At 63.3% G+C, this 20,751-nt stretch carries 18 protein-coding genes, 1 pseudogene and 1 riboswitch; of the genes and pseudogenes, 13 read left to right on the forward strand and 6 right to left on the reverse strand.

From position 1 onward, the window contains the following. From NKJ40_RS16715 to NKJ40_RS16740, 6 genes and pseudogenes are all read left to right on the forward strand, one after another. Positions 1–174, forward strand: a pseudogene (locus NKJ40_RS16715) (S-(hydroxymethyl)glutathione dehydrogenase); the annotation flags it as partial. A 71-nt stretch (positions 175–245) separates the two neighbouring features. Beyond that, positions 246–815 carry an S-(hydroxymethyl)glutathione synthase gene (gene gfa, locus NKJ40_RS16720; protein WP_352466954.1) on the forward strand — a complete coding sequence of 190 codons (570 nt, stop codon included), beginning with the start codon at positions 246–248 and terminating at the stop codon, positions 813–815. A 66-nt stretch (positions 816–881) separates the two neighbouring features. Continuing rightward, positions 882–1,349, forward strand: coding sequence for a YaiI/YqxD family protein (locus NKJ40_RS16725; protein ID WP_352466955.1), 468 nt, complete (start codon positions 882–884; stop codon positions 1,347–1,349). Positions 1,350–1,353: 4 nt separating this feature from the next. Next, the gene (locus tag NKJ40_RS16730) at positions 1,354–2,031 is read left to right on the forward strand and encodes a DUF1345 domain-containing protein (protein WP_352466956.1); all 678 of its coding nucleotides are present in this window, start codon (positions 1,354–1,356) and stop codon (positions 2,029–2,031) included. Positions 2,032–2,132: 101 nt separating this feature from the next. Then, entirely contained in the window at positions 2,133–3,011 is an 879-nt protein-coding gene (locus tag NKJ40_RS16735; protein ID WP_352466957.1) for a cytochrome b/b6 domain-containing protein, read from the forward strand. 1 nt (position 3,012) lies between these two features. Beyond that, a complete protein-coding gene (locus NKJ40_RS16740; protein ID WP_352466958.1) occupies positions 3,013–3,822 on the forward strand; it encodes a molybdopterin-binding protein in 810 nt (269 codons plus the stop codon). A 25-nt stretch (positions 3,823–3,847) separates the two neighbouring features. On the opposite strand, the gene NKJ40_RS16745 is transcribed toward NKJ40_RS16740, so the two are convergent. Further along, positions 3,848–4,846: a hypothetical protein gene (locus NKJ40_RS16745; RefSeq protein ID WP_352466959.1), complete on the reverse strand. Its 999-nt coding sequence runs from the start codon at positions 4,844–4,846 to the stop codon at positions 3,848–3,850. A 201-nt stretch (positions 4,847–5,047) separates the two neighbouring features. Continuing rightward, a riboswitch (glycine riboswitch) is annotated at positions 5,048–5,134 on the forward strand. A gap of 148 nt (positions 5,135–5,282) precedes the next feature. Between NKJ40_RS16745 and gcvT the strand changes: the two genes are divergently transcribed. Genes gcvT through gcvP form a run of 3 tightly spaced genes read left to right on the forward strand, consistent with a single transcriptional unit; the run spans position 5,283 to position 9,581 of the window. Beyond that, the gene (gene gcvT, locus NKJ40_RS16750) at positions 5,283–6,380 is read left to right on the forward strand and encodes a glycine cleavage system aminomethyltransferase GcvT (RefSeq protein ID WP_352466960.1); all 1,098 of its coding nucleotides are present in this window, start codon (positions 5,283–5,285) and stop codon (positions 6,378–6,380) included. A gap of 5 nt (positions 6,381–6,385) precedes the next feature. Next, the gene (gcvH, locus tag NKJ40_RS16755; protein WP_254818377.1) at positions 6,386–6,754 is read left to right on the forward strand and encodes a glycine cleavage system protein GcvH; all 369 of its coding nucleotides are present in this window, start codon (positions 6,386–6,388) and stop codon (positions 6,752–6,754) included. Positions 6,755–6,770: 16 nt separating this feature from the next. Then, on the forward strand, positions 6,771–9,581 hold the full coding sequence (gene gcvP, locus NKJ40_RS16760; RefSeq protein WP_352466961.1) for an aminomethyl-transferring glycine dehydrogenase: 2,811 nt from the start codon (positions 6,771–6,773) through the stop codon (positions 9,579–9,581). A 71-nt stretch (positions 9,582–9,652) separates the two neighbouring features. On the opposite strand, the gene NKJ40_RS16765 is transcribed toward gcvP, so the two are convergent. Beyond that, complete coding sequence (locus tag NKJ40_RS16765; protein ID WP_352466962.1) at positions 9,653–10,822, reverse strand: GGDEF domain-containing protein; 1,170 nt, start codon at positions 10,820–10,822, stop codon at positions 9,653–9,655. Positions 10,823–11,096: 274 nt separating this feature from the next. On the opposite strand from NKJ40_RS16765, the gene parE reads away from it, so the two are divergent. Beyond that, positions 11,097–13,148, forward strand: a complete 2,052-nt coding sequence (parE, locus tag NKJ40_RS16770; protein ID WP_352466963.1) for a DNA topoisomerase IV subunit B — start codon at positions 11,097–11,099, stop codon at positions 13,146–13,148. 166 nt (positions 13,149–13,314) lie between these two features. Here the strand turns inward: parE and NKJ40_RS16775 are convergent, their stop codons facing one another. After that, positions 13,315–14,436, reverse strand: a complete 1,122-nt coding sequence (locus tag NKJ40_RS16775; protein ID WP_352466964.1) for a DUF2336 domain-containing protein — start codon at positions 14,434–14,436, stop codon at positions 13,315–13,317. Between the two features lie 110 nt (positions 14,437–14,546). Here NKJ40_RS16775 and NKJ40_RS16780 point away from each other — a divergent pair, with 110 nt between their 5' ends. Continuing rightward, on the forward strand, positions 14,547–15,038 hold the full coding sequence (locus NKJ40_RS16780) for a MaoC family dehydratase (protein ID WP_502903724.1): 492 nt from the start codon (positions 14,547–14,549) through the stop codon (positions 15,036–15,038). 3 nt (positions 15,039–15,041) lie between these two features. After that, a complete protein-coding gene (locus NKJ40_RS16785; RefSeq protein WP_352466966.1) occupies positions 15,042–15,923 on the forward strand; it encodes an HpcH/HpaI aldolase/citrate lyase family protein in 882 nt (293 codons plus the stop codon). A gap of 19 nt (positions 15,924–15,942) precedes the next feature. Here the strand turns inward: NKJ40_RS16785 and NKJ40_RS16790 are convergent, their stop codons facing one another. Continuing rightward, positions 15,943–16,527, reverse strand: a complete 585-nt coding sequence (locus NKJ40_RS16790) for a nitroreductase family protein (protein ID WP_352466967.1) — start codon at positions 16,525–16,527, stop codon at positions 15,943–15,945. 156 nt (positions 16,528–16,683) lie between these two features. On the opposite strand from NKJ40_RS16790, the gene NKJ40_RS16795 reads away from it, so the two are divergent. After that, positions 16,684–17,649: an RgsD C-terminal domain-containing protein gene (locus tag NKJ40_RS16795; RefSeq protein ID WP_352466968.1), complete on the forward strand. Its 966-nt coding sequence runs from the start codon at positions 16,684–16,686 to the stop codon at positions 17,647–17,649. Between the two features lie 11 nt (positions 17,650–17,660). Here NKJ40_RS16795 and NKJ40_RS16800 read toward each other — a convergent pair whose 3' ends face one another. Continuing rightward, positions 17,661–18,599 (reverse strand): lysophospholipid acyltransferase family protein, encoded by a 939-nt coding sequence (locus NKJ40_RS16800; protein WP_352466969.1) that lies wholly within the window; start codon positions 18,597–18,599, stop codon positions 17,661–17,663. 83 nt (positions 18,600–18,682) lie between these two features. After that, a complete protein-coding gene (thrS, locus tag NKJ40_RS16805) occupies positions 18,683–20,656 on the reverse strand; it encodes a threonine--tRNA ligase (RefSeq protein ID WP_352466970.1) in 1,974 nt (657 codons plus the stop codon). Positions 20,657–20,751: the final 95 nt, after the last annotated feature.

Genomic DNA, 20,751 nt, shown 5'->3' on the forward strand with positions numbered 1-20,751 from the left:
GCCTTCGGCGGCGCGCGCGGCCGCACCGACGTGCCGAAGATCGTCGACTGGTACATGGATGGCAAGATCGAGATCGATCCGATGATCACCCACACACTGAAGCTCGAGGACATCAACAAGGGCTTTGACCTGATGCATGAAGGCAAGTCGATCAGGAGCGTGGTGGTTTACTGACGAGGAGAAAGCCGCCGGCTAGCCAGCCAGAGGCCGAAAAATGCAGATGTTCAACAAGGGAGGAGACAAAAATGCCGGAAAAACTGCATCCTAAAATCGACAATGGATTGCCCCGGGAAAAGGCTGATTTTGCCGGCGGGACGCTGGTCTGCGCCTGCACCAGCAACCCGGTCAAGGTGAAGGTCAAGGGCCAGATCGCCCACAACCATGCCTGCGGCTGCACCAAATGCTGGAAGCCGGAGGGCGCGCTGTTCTCGGTCGTGGCGGTTGCCGGTACGGGCGACGTGACGGTGACCGAAAACGGCGACAAGCTGAAGATCGTCGATCCGGGCGCGCTGATCCTGCGCCATGCCTGCACCGGCTGCGGCGTCCACATGCACGGCCCGGTCGAGCGCGACCACGCGTTCAAGGGGCTCTCCTTCATTCATCCGGAGCGCTTCCAGGAAGACGGCTGGTCGCCTCCGGGCTTCACCGCCTTTGTTTCGTCGATCATCGAATCCGGTGTCGATCCGAGCCGCATGGACGGCATCCGGTCACAGCTGAAGTCGATCGGGCTCGAACCCTACGATTGCCTCAATCCCGGCCTGATGGATTTTATCGCCACCTGGACGGCCAAGAGATCCGGCGCGTTGCCGGCCTAGTAGCTGCTCGACTATCATCGATCGAGCCGGGCGACGCCGCCCGGCTCTTTCACATTTGGAACAACGATGCCCGCACCCGCCATTCTCGTCGATGCCGACGCCTGCCCGGTGAAGGCCGAGGTCGAAAAAGTCGCCGAACGGCACGGCATCGTCATCACCTTCGTCTCCAATGGCGGCTTGCGTCCATCGCGCGATCCGATGATCCGCAATGTCGTCGTCTCCAAGAGTGCCGACGCTGCCGACGACTGGATCGTCGACAATGCCCAGCCCAACGATATCGTGGTGACCGCCGACATCCCGCTTGCCGCGCGCGCCGTGGCGCTTGGCGCCCATGTACTCGGCCCGACCGGACGCCCGTTTACGGCGGAAACGATCGGCATGGCGGTGGCGATGCGCGACCTCAAGCAGCATCTGCGCGAGACCGGCGAAAGCAAGGGCTACAATTCGAGCTTCGCGCCGCAGGATCGCTCGCGGTTTCTTGGCGAGCTTGACCGCATCTTGCGGCGGGCGCTGAAATCCGCCTCAGCGGACTGAAACCATGACGACCGGTGCCCCGACCAAGATGCCCATGCAACGCCACACGCCGTTCGCGCTGTCGGCCTGCATCGGCGTGGCAGCCTTTGGCGCGGCGCTGATCTGGCGCGCGCCGCTTGCCTATTCGATCGGCGCCAATGTGTTCTTTGCCGCCTATCTCGTTCTTGTCATCGCCCACATGCCGCGGCTTACCGGCAGCTACCTGCGCAAGAATGCAGGCGACACGGACCTGCCGGTATTGGCGATTTTCGCGGTCACTCTGGTTGTGGTCGCTATTGCCATCATTTCGTTGTTTCAATTGATCAACAGGGAGAAGAGCGCGGACGCCGTCGAGCTTACGGTGGCGCTGCTGTCTATCCCGCTTGGCTGGTTGACCATCCATGCCATGGCGGCGCTTCACTACGCGCATCTCTATTGGTTGGACGGCGATGCGATGGATGGCGACACCAAAAAGAAAATTCCGGTCGGCGGCCTCGACTTCCCGGGTGGCAAACGGCCGGAAGGCTCGGATTTCCTCTATTTTGCGACAGTGATCGGCATGACGGCGCAAACCGCCGACACCAACATCACGACCTCGCAAATGCGCCGTGTCGTGCTTGTGCATTCGATCCTGGCGTTCTTCTTCAACACGGTCGTCGTGGCAGCCGCGGTCAATCTCGCCGTCAGCCTCGGCAGTCCGTAATAATTCCGTGATCGGGTGAAACATCGCTTAAGCTGGCGACGTATTGGGAGGAGAAGAGATCTGACAGGCCGCGGCGAACACGCGGCCGAAGGGAACAACAGATGGAATCGCTTGCCAGAAACCAAGCCGCCGGAGCAGATACCGCCGCGCCGAGCGATGCGACGCTGATCTATCGCCAGTCGCGCTGGACGCGGCTGACGCATTGGCTGTGGGCGATCGCGCTGTTCTTCATGCTGCTTTCTGGGCTGCAGATCTTCAACGCCCGCCCGCAGCTCTACGTCGGCAAGGAGTCGGGCTTTGGCTACAACAACACCATCTTCGCCATCGGCGCCGAGAACACCGCAAGCGGCCCGCGCGGCTACACCGAAATCTTCGGCAAGCGCTTCGATACCACCGGCGTACTAGGCTGGTCGGGTCCGGCCGGCCAGGAGACCTCCCGCGCCTTCCCGTCCTGGGCGACGATCCCTTCCTACTACGATCTCGGCACCGCGCGCGTCGTTCATTTCTTCTTTGCCTGGGTGCTGACCGCCACGCTGCTGGTCTGGCTGGTCGCCAGCCTGATCAACGGCCATTTGCGCCGCGATCTTGCCCCGCGCCTCGATGATATCAGGCGCCTGCCGCGAGACATCGTCGAGCACGCCAGGTTCAGATTCCACCACAAGCGCGAATACAACACGTTGCAGAAGATGGCCTATGGCGGCGTGCTGTTCCTGCTGCTGCCGCTGATGATCATCACCGGCCTTGCCATGTCGCCGAGCATGGATTCGGTGCTGCCATTCCTGAACGACGTACTCGGCGGCCGGCAGACGGCGCGCACCATTCATTTCACGGTGATGCTGCTGCTCGTCGCCTTCTTCGTCATCCACATCCTGATGATCCTGGCCGCCGGCCCGATCAACGAGCTGCGTTCGATCATCACCGGCTGGTACCGAACCGACCCGCCGGCGCATGGCGACAAAGCGCCAGAGAGGAGTGCCTGACATGGCGAAACTTGAGATCAGCCCCAAGCTACAGATAAGCCGAAGAAAATTCCTGACTTCGGCCAGCCTCGGCCTTTCCGGCATCATGCTGTCGGGCTGCGACGCCTTCGACAGCCAGCTTGGTGTCGGCGACGGCCTGCGCAGCTTCCTCGAAAGCGCCAATGGCCTGACCTGGCGGGCGCAGCGGCTGCTTGCCGGCCGCGATGCGCTGGCGCCGGAATTCACTGAGGCCGACATTCGCCAGCCGCAGCGGCCGAACGGTGTTACCGCGCCCGACGACGATTTCTACAAGGGCCTGCTCGCCAACGATTTCGCCGACTGGCGGCTGGAGGTTTCAGGCCTCGTCGAAAAACCGCTGTCGCTGAGCCGCGAGCAGCTGATGAACATGCCAAGCCGCACCCAGATCACCCGCCACGACTGCGTCGAGGGCTGGAGCTGCATCGCCAAGTGGACCGGCACGCCGCTGTCGCTGGTGCTCGACCAGGCCGTGGTCAAGCCGCAGGCGCGCTATGTCATGTTCCACTGCCTTGACACCATCGACCGCAGCCTGGCCGGCGATATCAAATATTATGGCTCGATCGACCTGATCGATGCCCGTCATCCGCAGACGATCCTTGCCTATGGCCTCAACGGCAAGCCGCTGCCGGTCGAGAACGGCGCGCCGCTGCGCGTCCGCGCCGAGCGCCAGCTCGGCTACAAGATGCCGAAGTACCTCTACAAGATCGAGCTCATCGACGGCTTTGCCAATATCGGCGGCGGCAGAGGCGGCTATTGGGAGGACAATGGCTACGACTGGTACGGCGGCATCTGACGACCGACGATTTAGTGCCTTTTGTTCAGGCGACCTTGTCGATCAGCGGTTTGAGCGCCGGATGGATTTCCGGCGAGGCGTGCTTGATCAGCGTCAGCAACGCGCGCTCGTTCTCATGCAGCGGCCGGTCGCCGATGTGTTCAGCGAGCCATTTGGCCTCGCCGGCGTCGACCGTTTCGGCGCGGCGGGCGAGAGCCTCGGCTGCCTTGTTTCTCGATTCCCATTCGGCCTCGACGTCGCCCGGTGAGCGATAGGCCTCCATAATGCCGGACAGGCCGCCCGACACCATACGGCTGAAGAAACCGCCGATCTCCGGATCGGCCTGCTCGAAAAACGAATCCCGGCGCAGCGCCACATCGCGGATCGGCGCTTCGTAGCCGGCCGAGCACATGACGAAATTGGCGATCGCCTTGACGAACAGATCGTTCCAGGACGGATCGTTGTCGGCCGCCGCTGTCCGCTCGTTGATCTTGAACAGCACCTCGGCCTCGGCGCGGCTGATGGCGATGTTGCCATCGCCGCCATAGGCGTAAAGGATGCGGCGCAACAGCTCGACCTCGGCCTTGGCAATCGACCCGGGGATAAGCCTGCCGCCGGCCATTAGCGGCCCCTTGCCGTCCGCGACCGCATGAGCGACCTGCTCCAGCGCATAACTGGAAAGCGTGCTCGGCGATGATTTGGCAGCTTCCAGCACGTGCACCAGCAACTCGAGTTCTGTCCGGCTATCGACCATGCCGTCGCGCGAAATCGTTCGGATCAGCCAGTCGGCATTCTCCTGCGAAACATAGCCCGCCGGCTTTTCCTGGCGGACGATGAAGTCGGTGACGGCCTCGACGAAAAACTCGAGCCATTCCGCGCATTTGTCCCGCGCCGTCGCGTCGAGTGCAAACAGCGCCTCGGCCTCGCCGCGCGTTACCACGCCGTCGCCGAACACTTCGCCGCGCAGCATGACCACGTCTTCCGCCGTGATCCGATTTTTCGAGGTCAGCCCGGCCATCGGCGCGCTCATGATCAATTCGCCCATTTTCTTCCCCGCCCGCCGCAATCGCCGGTCCTTATCCGGTATATCGGCAAGGTCTTGAGAAACCGGCAAGCAGCGTGGTTAGCGAAGGCTTGCCTGTTCAGAAGGCCTGCAAAGAAGTCTGTCAGTAAAAATGTCGCTGGCAGGTGACAAGGTGTCGTCCACGGGCTATGGATGACGAGTCGAGGGCTTTTAACCGAGTCCTACCTGTTTGCGGGAGAGAGCAGCGAGAGCTGCCGCCGAAGGGGAAATCGCCCGAAATCTCTCAGGCAAAAGAACCGTAGACGGGAAAGACACTCTGGAAAGTCGGGGCTTGCCCCCGCGCCGAAGGTGTAAGCGCTGCCGACAGAGTTACGGGGCGCGAGTCTCTCAGGCTTCAGACAGAGGGGCACGGACTGGTCGCCATTCGCGGCCGCTTGCGTGCGACTCTGGAGATGACATGACGGGCGACACCAAACACCTTCCCCTCGAAGATCTGCACATGGCAGCCGGTGCGCGCTTCGGCGCCTTCGCCGGCTGGTCGATGCCGCTGACCTACCCGGCCGGCGTGATGAAGGAGCACCTTCACAGCCGAGAGCATGCCGGCCTGTTCGACATCTCGCACATGAAGTTGTTCGAAATCAGCGGCCCGGGCGCAGCAGCGCTTCTGAACCGCGCCTGCCCGTTCGATGCCGGCGCGCTTGAGATTTCCCAGTCCAAATACACGTTCTTCCTCAATGAGGCCGCCGGCATTCTGGACGATCTGATCGTCACCAGGCTCGGCGTCGAGCGTTTCATGATGGTCGCCAATGCCGGCAACGCCGCCGCCGACGAAAAGCATCTGCGCGCACTGGCCGGGGATTTCGATGTAAAAGTGGACGCGCTCGACCGCGTCTTCCTGGCCATCCAGGGCCCCGAGGCGTGGGCTGCCCTTTCTCGCGCCGGCATCGAGACCGGTTCGCTGGTGTTCATGCACGGCATCGAGCCGCGCGAAAAATGGTTCATGAGCCGGTCGGGCTATACCGGCGAAGACGGCTTCGAAATCGGCCTGCCGGAGGCGGATGCGCGAAACCTCGTCACCAGGCTGCTCGAGGACGAGCGGGTGATGTGGATCGGCCTTGCCGCCCGCGACAGCCTGCGGCTCGAAGCCGGACTGTGCCTGCACGGGCTGGACATCACGCCGGAGATCGATCCGGCCAGTGCCGGACTGATGTGGGCGATCCCCAAGGAGGTTCGCGCCTCCGGCGCGTTCATCGGCGCCGATGCATTGCGCGCCATCCTGGAGCGCGGCGCGGCGCAAAAACGCGTCGGCCTAAAGCCGGACGGCCGCCAGCCGGTGCGCGCCGGCGCTGCCCTTTTCGATGCCGACGGCAACCCTGCCGGCCATGTCACCTCCGGCGGCTTCGGCCCCTCGGCCGGTCATCCGGTCGCCATGGGCTACGTCCAGACGCCGCTTGCCAAATCCGGCGCAAAACTGTTCGCCGATGTCCGCGGGACGAAAATCCCGGTCGACATCCACCCTCTGCCCTTCACGCCCCATCGCTACCGCAAAGGATGATTTCAATGGCAAAGACCTATTTCACCGAAGATCACGAATGGCTGCGCGTCGAGGGCGGCGTCGCCACCGTCGGCATCACCGACTACGCACAGCAGCAGCTCGGCGACCTCGTCTTCGTCGAGCTGCCGGAATTAGGCAGAAAACTGGCCAAGGGCGACACCGCCGTGGTGGTCGAATCGGTCAAGGCCGCATCGGATGTCTACGCGCCGGTCGACGGCGAGATCACCGAGGCCAACACCTCGCTGTCATCGGATCCTTCGCTCGTCAATTCGGCGGCAACCGGCGACGGCTGGTTGTGGAAGATGAAGCTGGCCAATGAGAGCCAACTCGACGGGCTCCTCGATGAAGCCGCTTACAAAGCCCATATTGGTTGATAGCAGGACCAGGAAGATGACCGCAGCACCCTACCCCTTCTCGGCTCGCCATATCGGCCCGGGCCTCCATGACGTCAGAGCCATGCTGGCGACGATCGGCGTTCCTTCGGTCGAGACGCTGATCAGTCAGGCAGTGCCGAAGTCGATCCGGCTCGACCGGCCGCTGGCCCTGCCCGCCCCCGCAAGCGAAGCGGAAGCGCTGGCCGAGCTCGCGGCGACGATGGCAAAGAACACGGTGCTGAAGAGCTTCATCGGTGCCGGCTATCATGGCGTCCATGTGCCGCCGGTGATCCAGCGCAACCTGTTCGAGAACCCGGCCTGGTATACGGCTTACACGCCTTACCAAGCCGAGATCAGCCAGGGCCGGCTGGAAATGCTGTTCAACTTCCAGACGCTGGTGACAGAACTGACCGGCCTGCCGGTGGCGTCGGCCTCGCTGCTCGACGAGGCGACGGCGGTGGCCGAAGCTGTCGGCATTGCGCTGCGCCATCATCGCGACAAGCGCACCAAGGTGGCACTGGCCGGCACGCCGCACCCGCAGACGCTGGACGTCGTGCGCACGCGCGCCGAGCCGCTTGGCATCGAGGTCGACGGCGAGGTGATCGACGACAACACCGCCGCCCTGCTGGTCTCCTGGCCCGATTCGTTCGGCGTCTACGGCAATCACAAGGCAGCAATCGACAAGGCCCGCGCGGCCGGCGCGTTGGTCGTCTTCATTGCCGACCCGCTCGGCCTGACGCTGACCGAGGCGCCGGCCAGGCTTGGCGCCGACATCGCCGTCGGCCCGATGCAGCGTTTTGGCGTGCCGATGGGCTTTGGCGGGCCGCACGCCGCCTATTGCGCCGTGTCCGACAAGCTGACGCGGCTGATGCCCGGCCGGCTCGTTGGCCAGTCGACGGACAGCAAGGGCCGTCCCGGATATCGCCTGGCTTTGCAGACACGCGAACAGCATATCCGCCGCGACAAGGCGACCTCCAATATCTGCACCGCACAGGCGCTGCTCGCCAACATGGCGACGGCCTATGCGATCTGGCATGGCCCTGCCGGGCTGCAGGCGATTGCCGGCCGCGTCCACACGCTGGCCAACCGCCTGGCTGCCGGCCTCAAGGCAGCGGGCGTTTCGGTGGTCGGCGAAAGCCGCTTCGACACGGTGACCGTGGAAATGAAGGGCAGAGCCGGCGCGATTGCCGCCGCCGCAGAAAAGACCGGCCGGCTGCTGCGCGTCATCGACGCCGACCATGTCGGCATCAGCTTCGACGAGACCTCCACCGAAGCCGATCTGGAGGCGATCGCTGCACTTTTCGGCGCCAAGGCCGGCGTTGCCGCCGGCAGTTCCATGCCAGGAAAACCGCGCGGCAAGGAGTTCCTCACCCAGCCCGTCTTCCGCGAAAACCACTCGGAAACCGACATGATGCGCTTCCTGCGCCGGCTGGCCGACAAGGACCTGGCGCTCGACCGCGCCATGATCCCGCTCGGCTCCTGCACCATGAAGCTCAACGCCGCCGCCGAAATGATGCCGGTGAGCTGGCCTGATATCGCCAACCTGCATCCCTTCGCGCCGGCAAACCATTCGATAGGCTATCGCGCCATGATCGAGGAGCTGGAAGGTTGGCTGGCCGAGATCACCGGCTTCGATGCGGTGACCCTGCAGCCCAATGCCGGCAGCCAGGGCGAATATGCGGGGCTGCTCGCCATTCGCGGCTATCATCTGTCGCGCGGCGAAGGCCATCGCACCGTCTGCCTGATCCCGTCCTCGGCGCATGGCACCAATCCGGCAAGCGCGGCCATGGCCGGCATGAGCGTCGTCGTCGTGCGCTGCACGGAGGACGGCAATATCGACATGGCCGACCTGCAGGCCAAGGCGGCCGAGCATTCGCACAATCTTGCGGCGCTGATGTTCACCTACCCTTCGACGCATGGCGTCTTCGAGGAAGGCGCGCGCGACCTCTGCGCCCTCGTCCACAGCCATGGCGGCCAAGTCTATTTCGACGGCGCCAATCTCAACGCGCTGGTCGGCCTCGCCCGTCCAGGCGATATCGGTGCCGACGTCTGCCACATGAACCTGCACAAGACTTTCTGCATCCCGCATGGCGGCGGCGGCCCCGGCGTCGGCCCGATCGGCGTCAAGGCCCATCTGAAGCCATATCTGCCCGGCCACGTCACCGAGGGGTCGGCCCATGCCGTGGCGGCGGCACCGTTCGGCAGCGCCTCGATCCTGCCGATCACCTGGATGTATATCCGCATGATGGGTGCTTCCGGCCTGAAGCAAGCGACCGAGACGGCGATCATCTCCGCCAACTATGTGGCGACGCGGCTTGGCGAGCATTTCCCCCTGCTTTACAAGGGGCGCAACGGACGCGTCGCGCATGAATGCATCCTCGACACCCGCGTGCTCAAGGACAGCGCCGGCATCAGCGTCGACGATATCGCCAAGCGGCTGATCGACTATGGCTTTCACGCGCCGACCATGTCGTTCCCGGTGGCCGGCACACTGATGGTCGAGCCGACCGAATCCGAGCCCAAGCGCGAGCTGGATCGTTTCTGCGAGGCCATGATCGCCATAGCCGGCGAGGCAGCCAAGGTGGCGAAGGGCGAATGGCCCTTGGCCGACAATCCTCTGGTCAATGCGCCACACACCGCCGCCGAGGCGTTGGCCGGCCAGTGGACCCATCCCTATTCGCGTCTGGAGGCGGCCTACCCCGCCGGCGATGCCGATACCGCGGCAAAATACTGGCCGCCGGTGTCACGCATCGACAACGTCGCCGGCGACCGCAACCTGGTCTGCTCCTGCCCGCCGCTGTCGGAATATCTGGGTGCGGCGGAATAGATCATGATCCCGAAAAGTGGAATCCGGTTTTCGGACAAGATCATGGTCTAACAAGAAGATAGAAGCCTCAATCAGGCAGAACGCAAGGCCGGCCCGTCGGCCTTGCTCGCCCGGTCCCGGGCGACGACGCGATTTCGCCCGGCGCGCTTTGCCGCATAGAGTGCTGCGTCGGCTTCGGCCAACACATCGTCGAGACCGGTGCCGCTTGTTCCGCCAAAGCCGATGCCGCCACTGACTGTGCTTCGCAACGGACCAAGCTGGGTGGCCACGACTTCCGTGCCGAAGGCGACGCTGATCTTGCTCGCAACATCATAGGCCTTCTCTTCCGTCATCCGCGACAGGACGAGGACGAATTCCTCGCCGCCCAGTCGGAAGGCGTCGACGCCGGTCCGGGCGTATTTCCTGATGACGGCGGCAAAGCGGCGCAGGACCTGGTCGCCGACCGGGTGACCGAATACGTCGTTCGTCCTCTTGAAATGGTCGAGATCGAACATGGCGACGGACATGAACGGACCGAAGACCCGCTCGCCGTAGAGTGCCGTCAACGCCCGCCGATTCATCAGCCCGGTCAATGGATCGGTCATCGTCTCGGCCTTAAGTTCGATCTGCGCCTGCAAATGGTGCAGGGAGAGCGTCAATGCGCCGAGCCCGGTCATGCAGGCGACGGCCACGACGGAATTCACCCGCTCGGCCCAATTGTCCGGTGCTACACCGAGCACCCATTGGCCCTTGACCAGCAGGACCGCGCCGCAAAGTCCGAACGACAGCGCACAGACGCCGCTCAGGAACGAGACGACCAGCAATATCCGGCGATCGTGACCACCCTCAATCCAGAACATCGCCCCGATGAGCGAGAGCAGCGCCGTTACCGTCGCGTAGGTGACAATAAAGCCGACACCATCAAACCCGAGATACGTCGCGCCCGCGCAAACAGCCATCGCAACCAAGGCCGGCAAGATGGCTCGCCTGTAGTCGCCTATGCTGAGATATTGCATGGCCGACAGGCAGATAATCAGGAGGCCGAGGCTGAGAAGCACAAGCACGATCTGGCAAAGCCAGGCGCTTGGATCCCTGGTGTAATGCCAGAACAACACTACATGTGCGACGAGCACGAGAATGCCGCACGCCACCGTCAGCACAAATCGTGCCTGTGGCGCGGTGAACCAGATCGCAAACATGGTGATGCTGAGGCACGTGCCCGACAGCGCCGCCGCGAGCAGGAGCGAACTGTAATCCAACATGCTAAAGCGACAGCCTCTTGAGGGTTCCGCTGCATTCTAGGTCAGCGACAGTCCGCAAATACCGTTTTTTCAGCCAATCTTCCGGCGTAACCTTCGGACAGGGTTTACAAAACGTCGATGCTCCAGGCTTCGACCCCATTTCCGCCGCTTGGTTGTCGAATGGTTTTGCAGTAAGAGGCTCTATCCTCGAACGTAACAGGAACCTCCGTCGCCTGCCCGCGAAAAGCGTGGCAGTATCGGGTGGTGATTCGCAGCATCGGAATCCAGAACCAGCATGGACGACAACAACGATCTTTTTGCCAATTTGGGTAAGCAGCCGCAACCGGTTCGCGCCGCCGTGCGCCCAGCCGACCCGCTGGTGCAGGCGGCGAAGCGGCCGGCGGCCCGTGACGCCAGCGAGAGCTACAGTGCCGCCGACATCGAGGTGCTGGAGGGGCTGGAGCCGGTGCGCCGGCGCCCGGGCATGTACATTGGCGGTACCGACGACAAGGCGATGCACCATCTGTTTGCCGAGGTCATCGACAATTCGATGGACGAGGCGGTCGCCGGCCATGCGACCTTCATCGATGTCGAACTTTCCGCCGACGGATACCTGTCCGTTACCGACAATGGCCGCGGCATCCCGGTCGATCCGCACCCGAAATTCAAGAAGCCGGCGCTCGAACTCATCATGACGACGCTGCATTCAGGCGGCAAGTTCGACAGTAAGGTTTACGAAACATCCGGCGGCCTGCACGGTGTCGGCGTTTCCGTCGTCAACGCGCTGTCCGACCATCTCGAGGTCGAGGTCGCGCTGGGAAGGAAACTTTATCGGCAAAAGTTCTCGCGCGGCATTCCTGTGACCGGCCTGGAGCAGCTCGGCGAGGTGCACAACCGCCGCGGCACGAAGATCCGCTTCCATCCAGACGAGCAGATTTTCGGCAAGGGCGCGGCTTTTGAGCCGGCGCGGCTCTACCGCATGGCGCGGTCAAAGGCCTATCTGTTCGGCGGCGTCGAAATCCGCTGGACCTGCGATCCCTCGCTGATCAAGGAAAAGGACACGACGCCGGCCAAGGCAGAATTCCATTTTCCGGGCGGCCTCAAGGACTATTTGAAAGCCTCGCTTGGCGACGAATTCCAGGTGACCCGTGAAATGTTCGCCGGCAAGAGCGAGAAGCAGGGCGGCCACGGTTCGCTCGAATGGGCGGTGACCTGGTTCGGCGGCGACGGTTTTATCAATTCCTATTGCAACACCATCCCGACCGCGGAGGGCGGCACGCATGAGGCCGGGTTCCGCAACGTTCTGACGCGCGGCTTGCGTGCCTATGCCGATCTGGTCGGCAACAAGCGCGCCTCGATCGTCACGTCCGAGGATGTGATGATCTCGGCGGCGGGCATGCTGTCGGTGTTCATCCGCGAACCGGAATTCGTCGGCCAGACCAAGGACAGGCTGGCGACGATCGAGGCGATCCGCATCGTCGAAAGCGCCATCCGCGACCCGTTCGACCACTGGCTGGCCGACAATCCGCAGGAAGCTTCGAAACTGCTCGAATGGGTGATCGCGCGCGCCGACGAGCGGGTGCGCCGCCGCCAGGAAAAGGAAGTGTCGCGCAAGAGTGCTGTGCGCAAGCTGCGTCTGCCCGGCAAGCTCGCCGACTGCACGCAGAATGCCGCCGCCGGCGCCGAGCTTTTCATCGTCGAGGGCGATTCGGCCGGCGGTTCGGCAAAGCAGGCGCGCGACCGCGCCAGCCAGGCGGTGCTGCCCCTGCGCGGCAAGATCCTCAACGTCGCCAGCGCCGGCAACGACAAGCTTGCCGGCAACCAGCAGATATCCGACCTGATCCAGGCATTGGGCTGCGGCACACGCTCGAGATACCGCGACGAGGACCTGCGTTATGACCGGGTCATCATCATGACCGACGCCGACGTCGACGGCGCCCACATTGCCTCGCTGCTGATCACCTTCTTCTACCAGGAGATGCCGAGCCTGGTCCGCGGCGGCCATCTCTATCTGGCGGTGCCGCCGCTGTATTCGATCCGGCAAGGCGGCAAGGTCGCCTATGCGCGCGACGATGCGCACAAGGACGAACTCCTGCGCACCGAATTCACCGGGCGCGGCAAGGTCGAAATCGGCCGCTTCAAGGGGCTGGGCGAAATGATGGCTGCTCAGCTCAAGGAAACCACCATGGACCCGAAAAAGCGCACACTGCTCAGGGTCGACGTTATCGACGCCGAGGCGGCAACCAAGGATGCGGTCGACGCATTGATGGGGACCAAGCCCGACGCCCGCTTCCGCTTCATCCAGGAACGCGCGGAATTCGCCGAGACGGAAGTGCTGGATATCTGAACGTCTTCTGCCTGGCGAGCCACAGACGGCGGTTGTTACTTTCCGGAGTTTTCGCGCAAGGTGAGCCTAAAACGGTTCAGCGTTTCACGGAAACGCCGAACCGCTCTATCTTTTGTTTTGACGCAATTCCGGACGGAAAACCGTTTCACACTTTCCTGGAATTGCTTTAGGCAGCCGCGATCGCCAGCGCGTGCCCGCGTGCGTTTTCGCGCAGCGCGTCGAGGTGGATCGATTTGACCAGCCCGGCGAGATCGCCTTCGGCGGACTGCCCGCCCAATTCCTTCAGCATCAGCCAGCTGACTTCCTGGACGCCGGCGAGGCGTTTGCCATTGGCGACCTCGCGCCAGACCTTCAGCGCGCGCAGAATGATGGCGTGGGTGGCGGCGGCAAGCCCGGCGCGGCGGAACAGTGCCTGCAACGCTATGTCATGCCCGCCGGCCAGCAGCGCCCTCACCCGTTGCTCGGACTGCTGGCTGAGCGCGACCAGCGCCGAGCCAAAGAAGTCGACCTTGCCGTGCGCGATGGTGCGGATGATGAAGCTTGCGGTCAGGTCGCCGCGCAGGCGCAGATGTTCGACAAGTGCGGTATGTTCCTCTGCCCGCGTGCCTTCGATCAGCGTCACCGAAGCCTTGACACAAGCATCGCGCGTGACGCGCTCGGCCCTGGCGGCGCCCATCAGCGCCAGCACCAGCGGCGACCCCTTGAGCATCTCCCCGAGCTTGACCAGCAGCATATGCCGGCAGTCGGCGGGCAATCGGGCGTCGGCGATCAGCGCCTCGCGCACCAGAGGCAGATGGCCGTGCCGCTCGGCCATGCGGCGAAAGCTGACGGATGCGATGTCGGCGCCGCTGTTGGCGAGCAGCGTGGCGCAGGCCTCCGGCTCGCCGATTTCGGCGATCGCTGCCGCAACCGACATCGAGACGCGCGGCCGGTCGGCAATCACCTTCTGCGTCGCCTTCTGGCCGCCGGCAACCCGATCGATCAGGTCGGCATCGGTAAGCAGCGGCGACCGCGCCAGCACCAAGGCTGCGACTTCCGGCTGGTCCGAGGCCAGCGTGCTGACGATCTGCGGCGGCGCATGATGGCTCATGGAAAGCGCGTCGGCGATCGCCAGTCGCACCTTCGACGATGCGTCGTCGAGCAGCAGCGTCAAGGCCGCCTCCGCAGCGCAGCGGTCCTCGAAAGGCAGGTCCGAGTCGACATAGGCGCGAGCCAGTGCGCTTGCCGCCGCGGCGCGCTCCGACACCTTTGCCGTGTGGATCCATTTCAGGAAATGCGAAACGACCATGTCGCCTGCTTACGCCCTTTGCCAGAACGCTTCTGGCCCCTGTCGAGACCGTAGGCACAAATGGTTTACGAACGGTTCACCATGTTCGTTAACTGGCTTGCGAGCCCGGTATGCAAGTCCTATCAACCCTTAAGCAGCGGAGGAGATCGACCATGGCCGGACTTTATCTTGAGGAGTTCGTTGTCGGCAATGAGTTCAAGCACACGCTGCGCAAGACCGTGACCGAAAGCGACAACATGCTGTTTTCGGTGATGACGCTGAACCCGCAGCCGCTGCACATCGATTTCGACTTCGCCGCCAAGAGCGAATGGGGCAAGCCCCTGGTCAATTCGCTGTTCACGCTTGGTCTGATGATCGGCATCTCGGTCAACGACATCACCGTCGGCACCACCATCGCCAATCTCGGCATGAAGGAGACGGTATTTCCGCACCCCGTCTTCCATGGCGACACAATTCGCGTCGAGACCACGGTGGTTTCGGTGCGCGAATCCAGGTCGAAACCGGACCGCGGTATCGTCGAGTTCGAGCACCGCGCCTATAACCAGGACGACGTGCTGGTTGCCAAATGCACGAGGCAAGCCATGATGATGAAGAAGGCATAACCGATGCGTTCACTGCTCTTCGTTCCCGGCGATTCGGAAAAGAAGCTGGAAAAGGGCTTTAGCGTGGGCGCCGACGTGGTCATCGTCGATCTCGAGGATTCGATTGCCGCGCAGAACAAAGGTCTGGCGCGCGACACAGCGGCGCGTTTCATTGCCGAGCACAGGTACCGAACCAACTCCGTGATCTATGTGCGCGTCAATGACCTTTCGACCGGACTGACCGACGACGATCTGGCGGCGCTCGTGCCAGCAAAACCAGACGGCATCATGCTGCCTAAGTCGAACAGCGGACTGGATGTCCAGCATCTCTCGGCCAAGCTCAGGGTGCACGAAGCTGAAAGCGGCCTGCCGGATGGAGCGATAAGGATCCTGCCGATCATCACCGAAACCGCCGCCGGCGTCTTGGCCGCAGCGACCTACGCCCGTGCAAGCGCGCGGCTTGCCGGCGTCACGTGGGGCGCGGAGGATTTGTCGGCGGCAGTCGGCGCGCGCGCCACGCGCGACGCGAATGGCCGCCACACGGATGTGTTCCGCTTCGCCCGCACGATGACCATCCTCGCCGCAAGTGCCGCGGAAGTCGCGGCAATCGACACCGTCTTTCCGGATTTTCGCAACATTGCCGGTTTCGAGGCCGAATGCGCCGAGGCCGAGCGCGACGGTTTCACCGGCAAGATGGCGATCCATCCGGCGCAGGTGCCGGTCATCAACGCCGCCTTCACGCCTTCGGCGCAAGCGGTGAAAAGCGCCCTGGCGATCGTCGAGGCGTTCAAGGCGGCAGGAAATCCCGGCGTCGTCGGCATCGAAGGCAAGATGTACGACCGGCCGCATCTAAAACTGGCCGAGCGGCTCCTGGCGCGGGCCAAGGCATCGGGGCTTGATCCCTAGGGTCTGTTCCGCGCCGAATTTATCCCACCCACGGCCCTGAATAGTCGGCATAGAGCTTTGCCGGATCGGGCCGCGGTCGTTCCGGCGCTGGTCCCTGGTAAGAGCCGATGTGGACAAAACCGACGACCCGCTCATGCGGCGCCAGGCCGAGGATCGCCCTGCCCTCGGGCACGTCGGAATACCAGTTACTGATCATGTTGGTGCCGTAGCCCAGCGCATTGGCGGCAAGCATCAGGTTCATCGCCGCCATGCCGCCGGACAGGAACATCTCCCATTGCGGGATCTTTGGATTTTCCCTGGGGATCGAGATCACGCCGATGACCAGCGGGGCCCGCGAAAAGCGCGCCAATTCCTGGTTGCGCCGGCCTTCCGGCAGCGGCCCTTCGCGCTGTTCGGCAAGTTCTGCCAGCTTCTTGCCGATCTCGATGCGAGCCTCGCCGCGATAAAGGATGAAACGCCAAGGCTCCAGCCGGCCATGGTCCGGCACCCGCGAGGCGGCGGCGATCATCGTCGCGATCTCCGTATCGCTCGGCGCCGGTTCTTTCAAATCCGGGATCGGCGCGGAATTTCGGGTCAGCAGAAGATCGATGATCGGCGACGCCATGGGCGCAAGTCTCCTGGAATTTGAGCTGAAGCGCACCATCGGGACATCGGGCGGCTTGGGCATTGGCGCGGCGCGCCGGACAAAGAGCCCTGTAGCAGAAGCCGACCGGACTCTTAAGCCTTGAAATTGCCACCGCCTTGGGCTTCAACGCAAGGCATGTTTGAGGGGACATTGCGTCTTTTCCTGATATGGCTCGCTGCCGCACTGTTGATGGTGCCGGTTTCGCTCGCCGTCGCCCAGGATGTGGACGGCCTCGGCGAGCTGAAACTTCCCGGAATTTCGGGCTATGCGCCTCCGAAAAGCGAGACATCGCTGGCGTTGGGGAGCAGCGGGGCAATCACGCTGTCGGCGCAATTGACCGACAAGGGCGCCGACATCACGCGCGGCATCGTCTGGCGCGTCTTCAAGCCCGAATCGGCCAGCGACGGCAAGCTGCCGATGGTCGCCTCCGCTCATGGCGGCACCGCCGTATTCCAGCTTGAGCCGGGTTCCTATCTGGTCCACGCCTCCTACGGGCGGGCCGGCGCCACCAAGCGCATCACCGTCGGCAAGGAAGCCAAGCGCGAGAGCCTCGTGCTCGATGCAGGCGGCCTCAAGCTTGATGCCGTGCTGTCCGGCGGGGTGCGCATACCGCCGAAGAAGCTGCGCTTCTCGATTTATGAGAGCCACGCCGCGGCCGATGGCGATCGCGCCCTGATCATACCCGATGTCGAGCCGAACAGCGTCGTGCGGCTCAATGCCGGCACCTATCATGTCGTCTCGACCTATGGTGCGGTGAACGCGGTCATCCGCTCCGATATCCGTGTCGAGGCCGGCAAGCTGACCGAAGCGACGGTCGAGCACCGTGCCGCCGAGATGACCATGAAGCTGGTGCGCGAACCGGGCGGCGAGGCGATCGCCGACACCTCCTGGTCGCTGCTCAACGAATCCGGCGATCCGATCAAGGAAACCGTCGGCGCCTTTGCCTCGATGGTGCTGGCCGAGGGCGACTACACCATCATCGCCAAAAACCGCGACCGCATCTACCAGAAGGATTTTACGGTGGTGGCCGGGCACAACCAGGACATCGAAGTCCTGGCCACCGAGGCTTCGGCCATCGATTCCGAGGAAGGCGCCGACTAAGCCCTGCCTCTCTAAGCTGCCTTGCGCATGCGTCGCGCCAGCAACGGCACGCGGCCACGCGCCTCGACCGGCGCCAGGTCGAAGACGCCACGCTGAAGGCGGTCGAGCAAGGCCTTGCGGTCGCGCAGCTGCTCCAGTTGGTCCCACCCCAGCGCATCGCCCACGCGCACGTCGATCGATTTGCCGGATAGCCGCGCAAATTCGCGGATGAGCAACGATGTGCGCAGGGTCAGCGAGGCCTTGCCGACGAATTTCGCGACACGCCCGTCGCGCTCGGCCATGTTCATCGGCCCGCTGACCAGATGGAACAGCCGCCCGTTCTGCCCGGAAAAATGCATCGGGATGACCGATGCCTTGGCATCCTGGACGAGACGGGCCGGAAACATCTTCCACGGCAAATCGCGCGCCCGGCCAAATCCCTTCGGCGCGGTGGCAACACCCCCCGCCGGGAAGACGACGATGGTGACGCCCTGCTTGAGCAGCCGCACCGCTTCATGGCGGACCGCCATGTTGTTCTTCAGGGCGTCCTTGGTCTCGGAAAAGTCGATCGGCAGCGAATAGGGTTCCATCTCGCGTATCTTCAGCAGATCCTTGTGGATCATGACGCGGAATGGCCGGCCGAGCTGCTCCGCCAGCGACAGCACGGCAATACCATCGCCGATGCCGAACGGATGGTTGGCAACGATCACCAGCGGCGTGTCGGGCAGGTTTGCCGGCGGCCATTGACCGGCGGTCCGCACCCGGACATCGATCAGCTCCAGCATGCGGCTGAACACGCGCTCGCCGCTCGGCACCACGTGCCGGCGCCAGAAATCATAGAGTGCCGCGAAACGATCGCGTCCAGACAGGCCTTCGACCGATTGGATGAACCAGCGCGTCAGCGCCGGCTGATGCGGACTGGCATAGGAGAGCTCTGGAAATGGTCTTTCACGCATCTTCAGCTTGAGCATGGGGCTCGCTATACAATTGGCGTGACAGGCATATGAAAATGGCGGTGGATCGCTCCACCGCCATTCATTGCTGGTCGGCTGGTTCAGGCCGCGCGGCGCCGGCGGTCAGGCGTCACCGCCTCGTCGGCAAGCAGCTTTACGGCGGCTGCGAGGCCGAGCGATTCCTGGTCGCGCGACCCGAGACGGCGGACATTGACCGTTTCCTCCTCGGCCTCGCGCTTGCCACAGACGAGGATGACCGGGACCTTGGCAAGCGAATGCTCGCGGACCTTGTAGTTGATCTTCTCGTTGCGCAGGTCGGCTTCGGCGATCAGCCCGGCCGCCTTCAGCTGCGCAACGACCTTTCGCGCGTAATCGTCGGCATCGGAAGTGATCGTCGCCACCACCACCTGCAGCGGGGCGAACCAAAGCGGGAAATGGCCGGAATAGTTCTCGATCAGGATGCCGAGAAAACGCTCCATCGAGCCGCAGATGGCGCGATGCACCATCACCGGCTGCTTCTTTTCCGAATCCGAGCCGATGTAGAAGGCGCCGAACCGTTCCGGCAGGTTGAAATCAACCTGCGTGGTGCCACATTGCCAGTCGCGGCCGATGGCGTCCTTCAGCACATATTCGAACTTCGGCCCGTAGAACGTGCCCTCGCCCGGATTGACGCCCGTCTTGATCCGGTTGCCCGACCGCGCCGCGATCTTGTCGAGCACGTCCTGCAGCACGCCCTCAGCATGATCCCACATCGCGTCGGTGCCGACCCGTTTTTCGGGGCGGGTCGCCAGCTTGACGGTGATTTCGTCGAAGCCGAAATCGGCATAGGTCGACAGGATCAGGTCGTTGATCTTGATGCACTCGTCGGCGAGCTGTTCCTCGGTGCAGAAGATGTGGGCATCGTCCTGGGTAAAGCCGCGCACGCGCATCAGCCCGTGCAGCGCGCCGGACGGCTCATAGCGATGCACATTGCCGAATTCCGCAAGTTTTACCGGCAGATCCCGGTAGGACTTCAGCCCGTGCTTGAAGATTTGGACGTGGCCGGGGCAGTTCATCGGCTTCAGCGCAAATACCCGGTCGTCGTCGGTGTCGTCGCCGGCGACCGTCACCTTGAACATGTTGTCCCGGTACCAGCCCCAGTGGCCTGACGTCTCCCACAGGCTCTTGTCGAGCACCTGCGGCGCGTTGACTTCCTGATAGCCCTGCTCGTCGAGGCGGCGACGCATGTAATTGACCAGGTTCTGGAACATCCTCCAGCCCTTGGCGTGCCAGAACACGACCCCGGGGCCCTCCTCCTGGAAGTGGAACAGGTCCATCTCACGGCCGAGCTTCCTGTGGTCGCGCTTCTCGGCTTCCTCCAGCATCGTCTGATAGGCTTCGAGCTGCGCCTGATCGGCCCAGGCCGTGCCGTAGATGCGCGTCAGCATCGGATTGTTGCTATCGCCGCGCCAATAGGCGCCGGCGACCTTCATCAGCTTGAAGGCGTTGCCGATCTGGCCGGTCGAGGCCATATGCGGGCCGCGGCAAAGGTCGAACCATTCGCCCTGTGCGTAGATCTTGAGGTCCTGATCCTCGGCGATGGCGTCGATCAGCTCGAGCTTGTAGCGCTCGCCCTTGTCGGCAAAGATTTTTTTCGCCTTTTCGCGCGACCAGACCTCTTTGGTGAACGGCTTGTTGCGCGCAATGATCTCGCGCATTTTCTTCTCGATCACCGGGAAATCGTCGGGCGTGAACGGCTCGTTGCGGGCGAAGTCGTAGTAGAATCCGTTCTCGATCACCGGCCCGATGGTCACCTGCGTTCCCGGCCAAAGTTCCTGCACGGCTTCGGCCAGCACATGCGCCGCATCATGGCGGATGAGCTCCAGCGCGCGCGGGTCTTCACGGGTGATGATCTCGACCTTGCCCGATCTGCCGATCGGGTCGGAAAGATCGCGCGCTGTGCCGTCGATCGAATAGGCAACGGCCTTCTTGGCCAGCGACTTCGAGATCGATTCCGCCAGGCCGGCGCCGGTCATCGCCGCGTCGTAGTCGCGGACAGAGCCATCGGGAAATGTCAGGGAAACGGAATTCAGCATAAAGATTCTCCTATCCAGTCCCGCAAACGAGCGCGGGTGGTGAAATGCATGTCGCCCAAAACTGCCTAGCGGTTTTGGGGCTGCGACATGCATCA

Origin of the sequence: Mesorhizobium sp. M0119, from assembly GCF_040322615.1 — a bacterium.
In the GTDB taxonomy this organism is placed as follows: Bacteria; Pseudomonadota; Alphaproteobacteria; order Rhizobiales; family Rhizobiaceae; genus Mesorhizobium.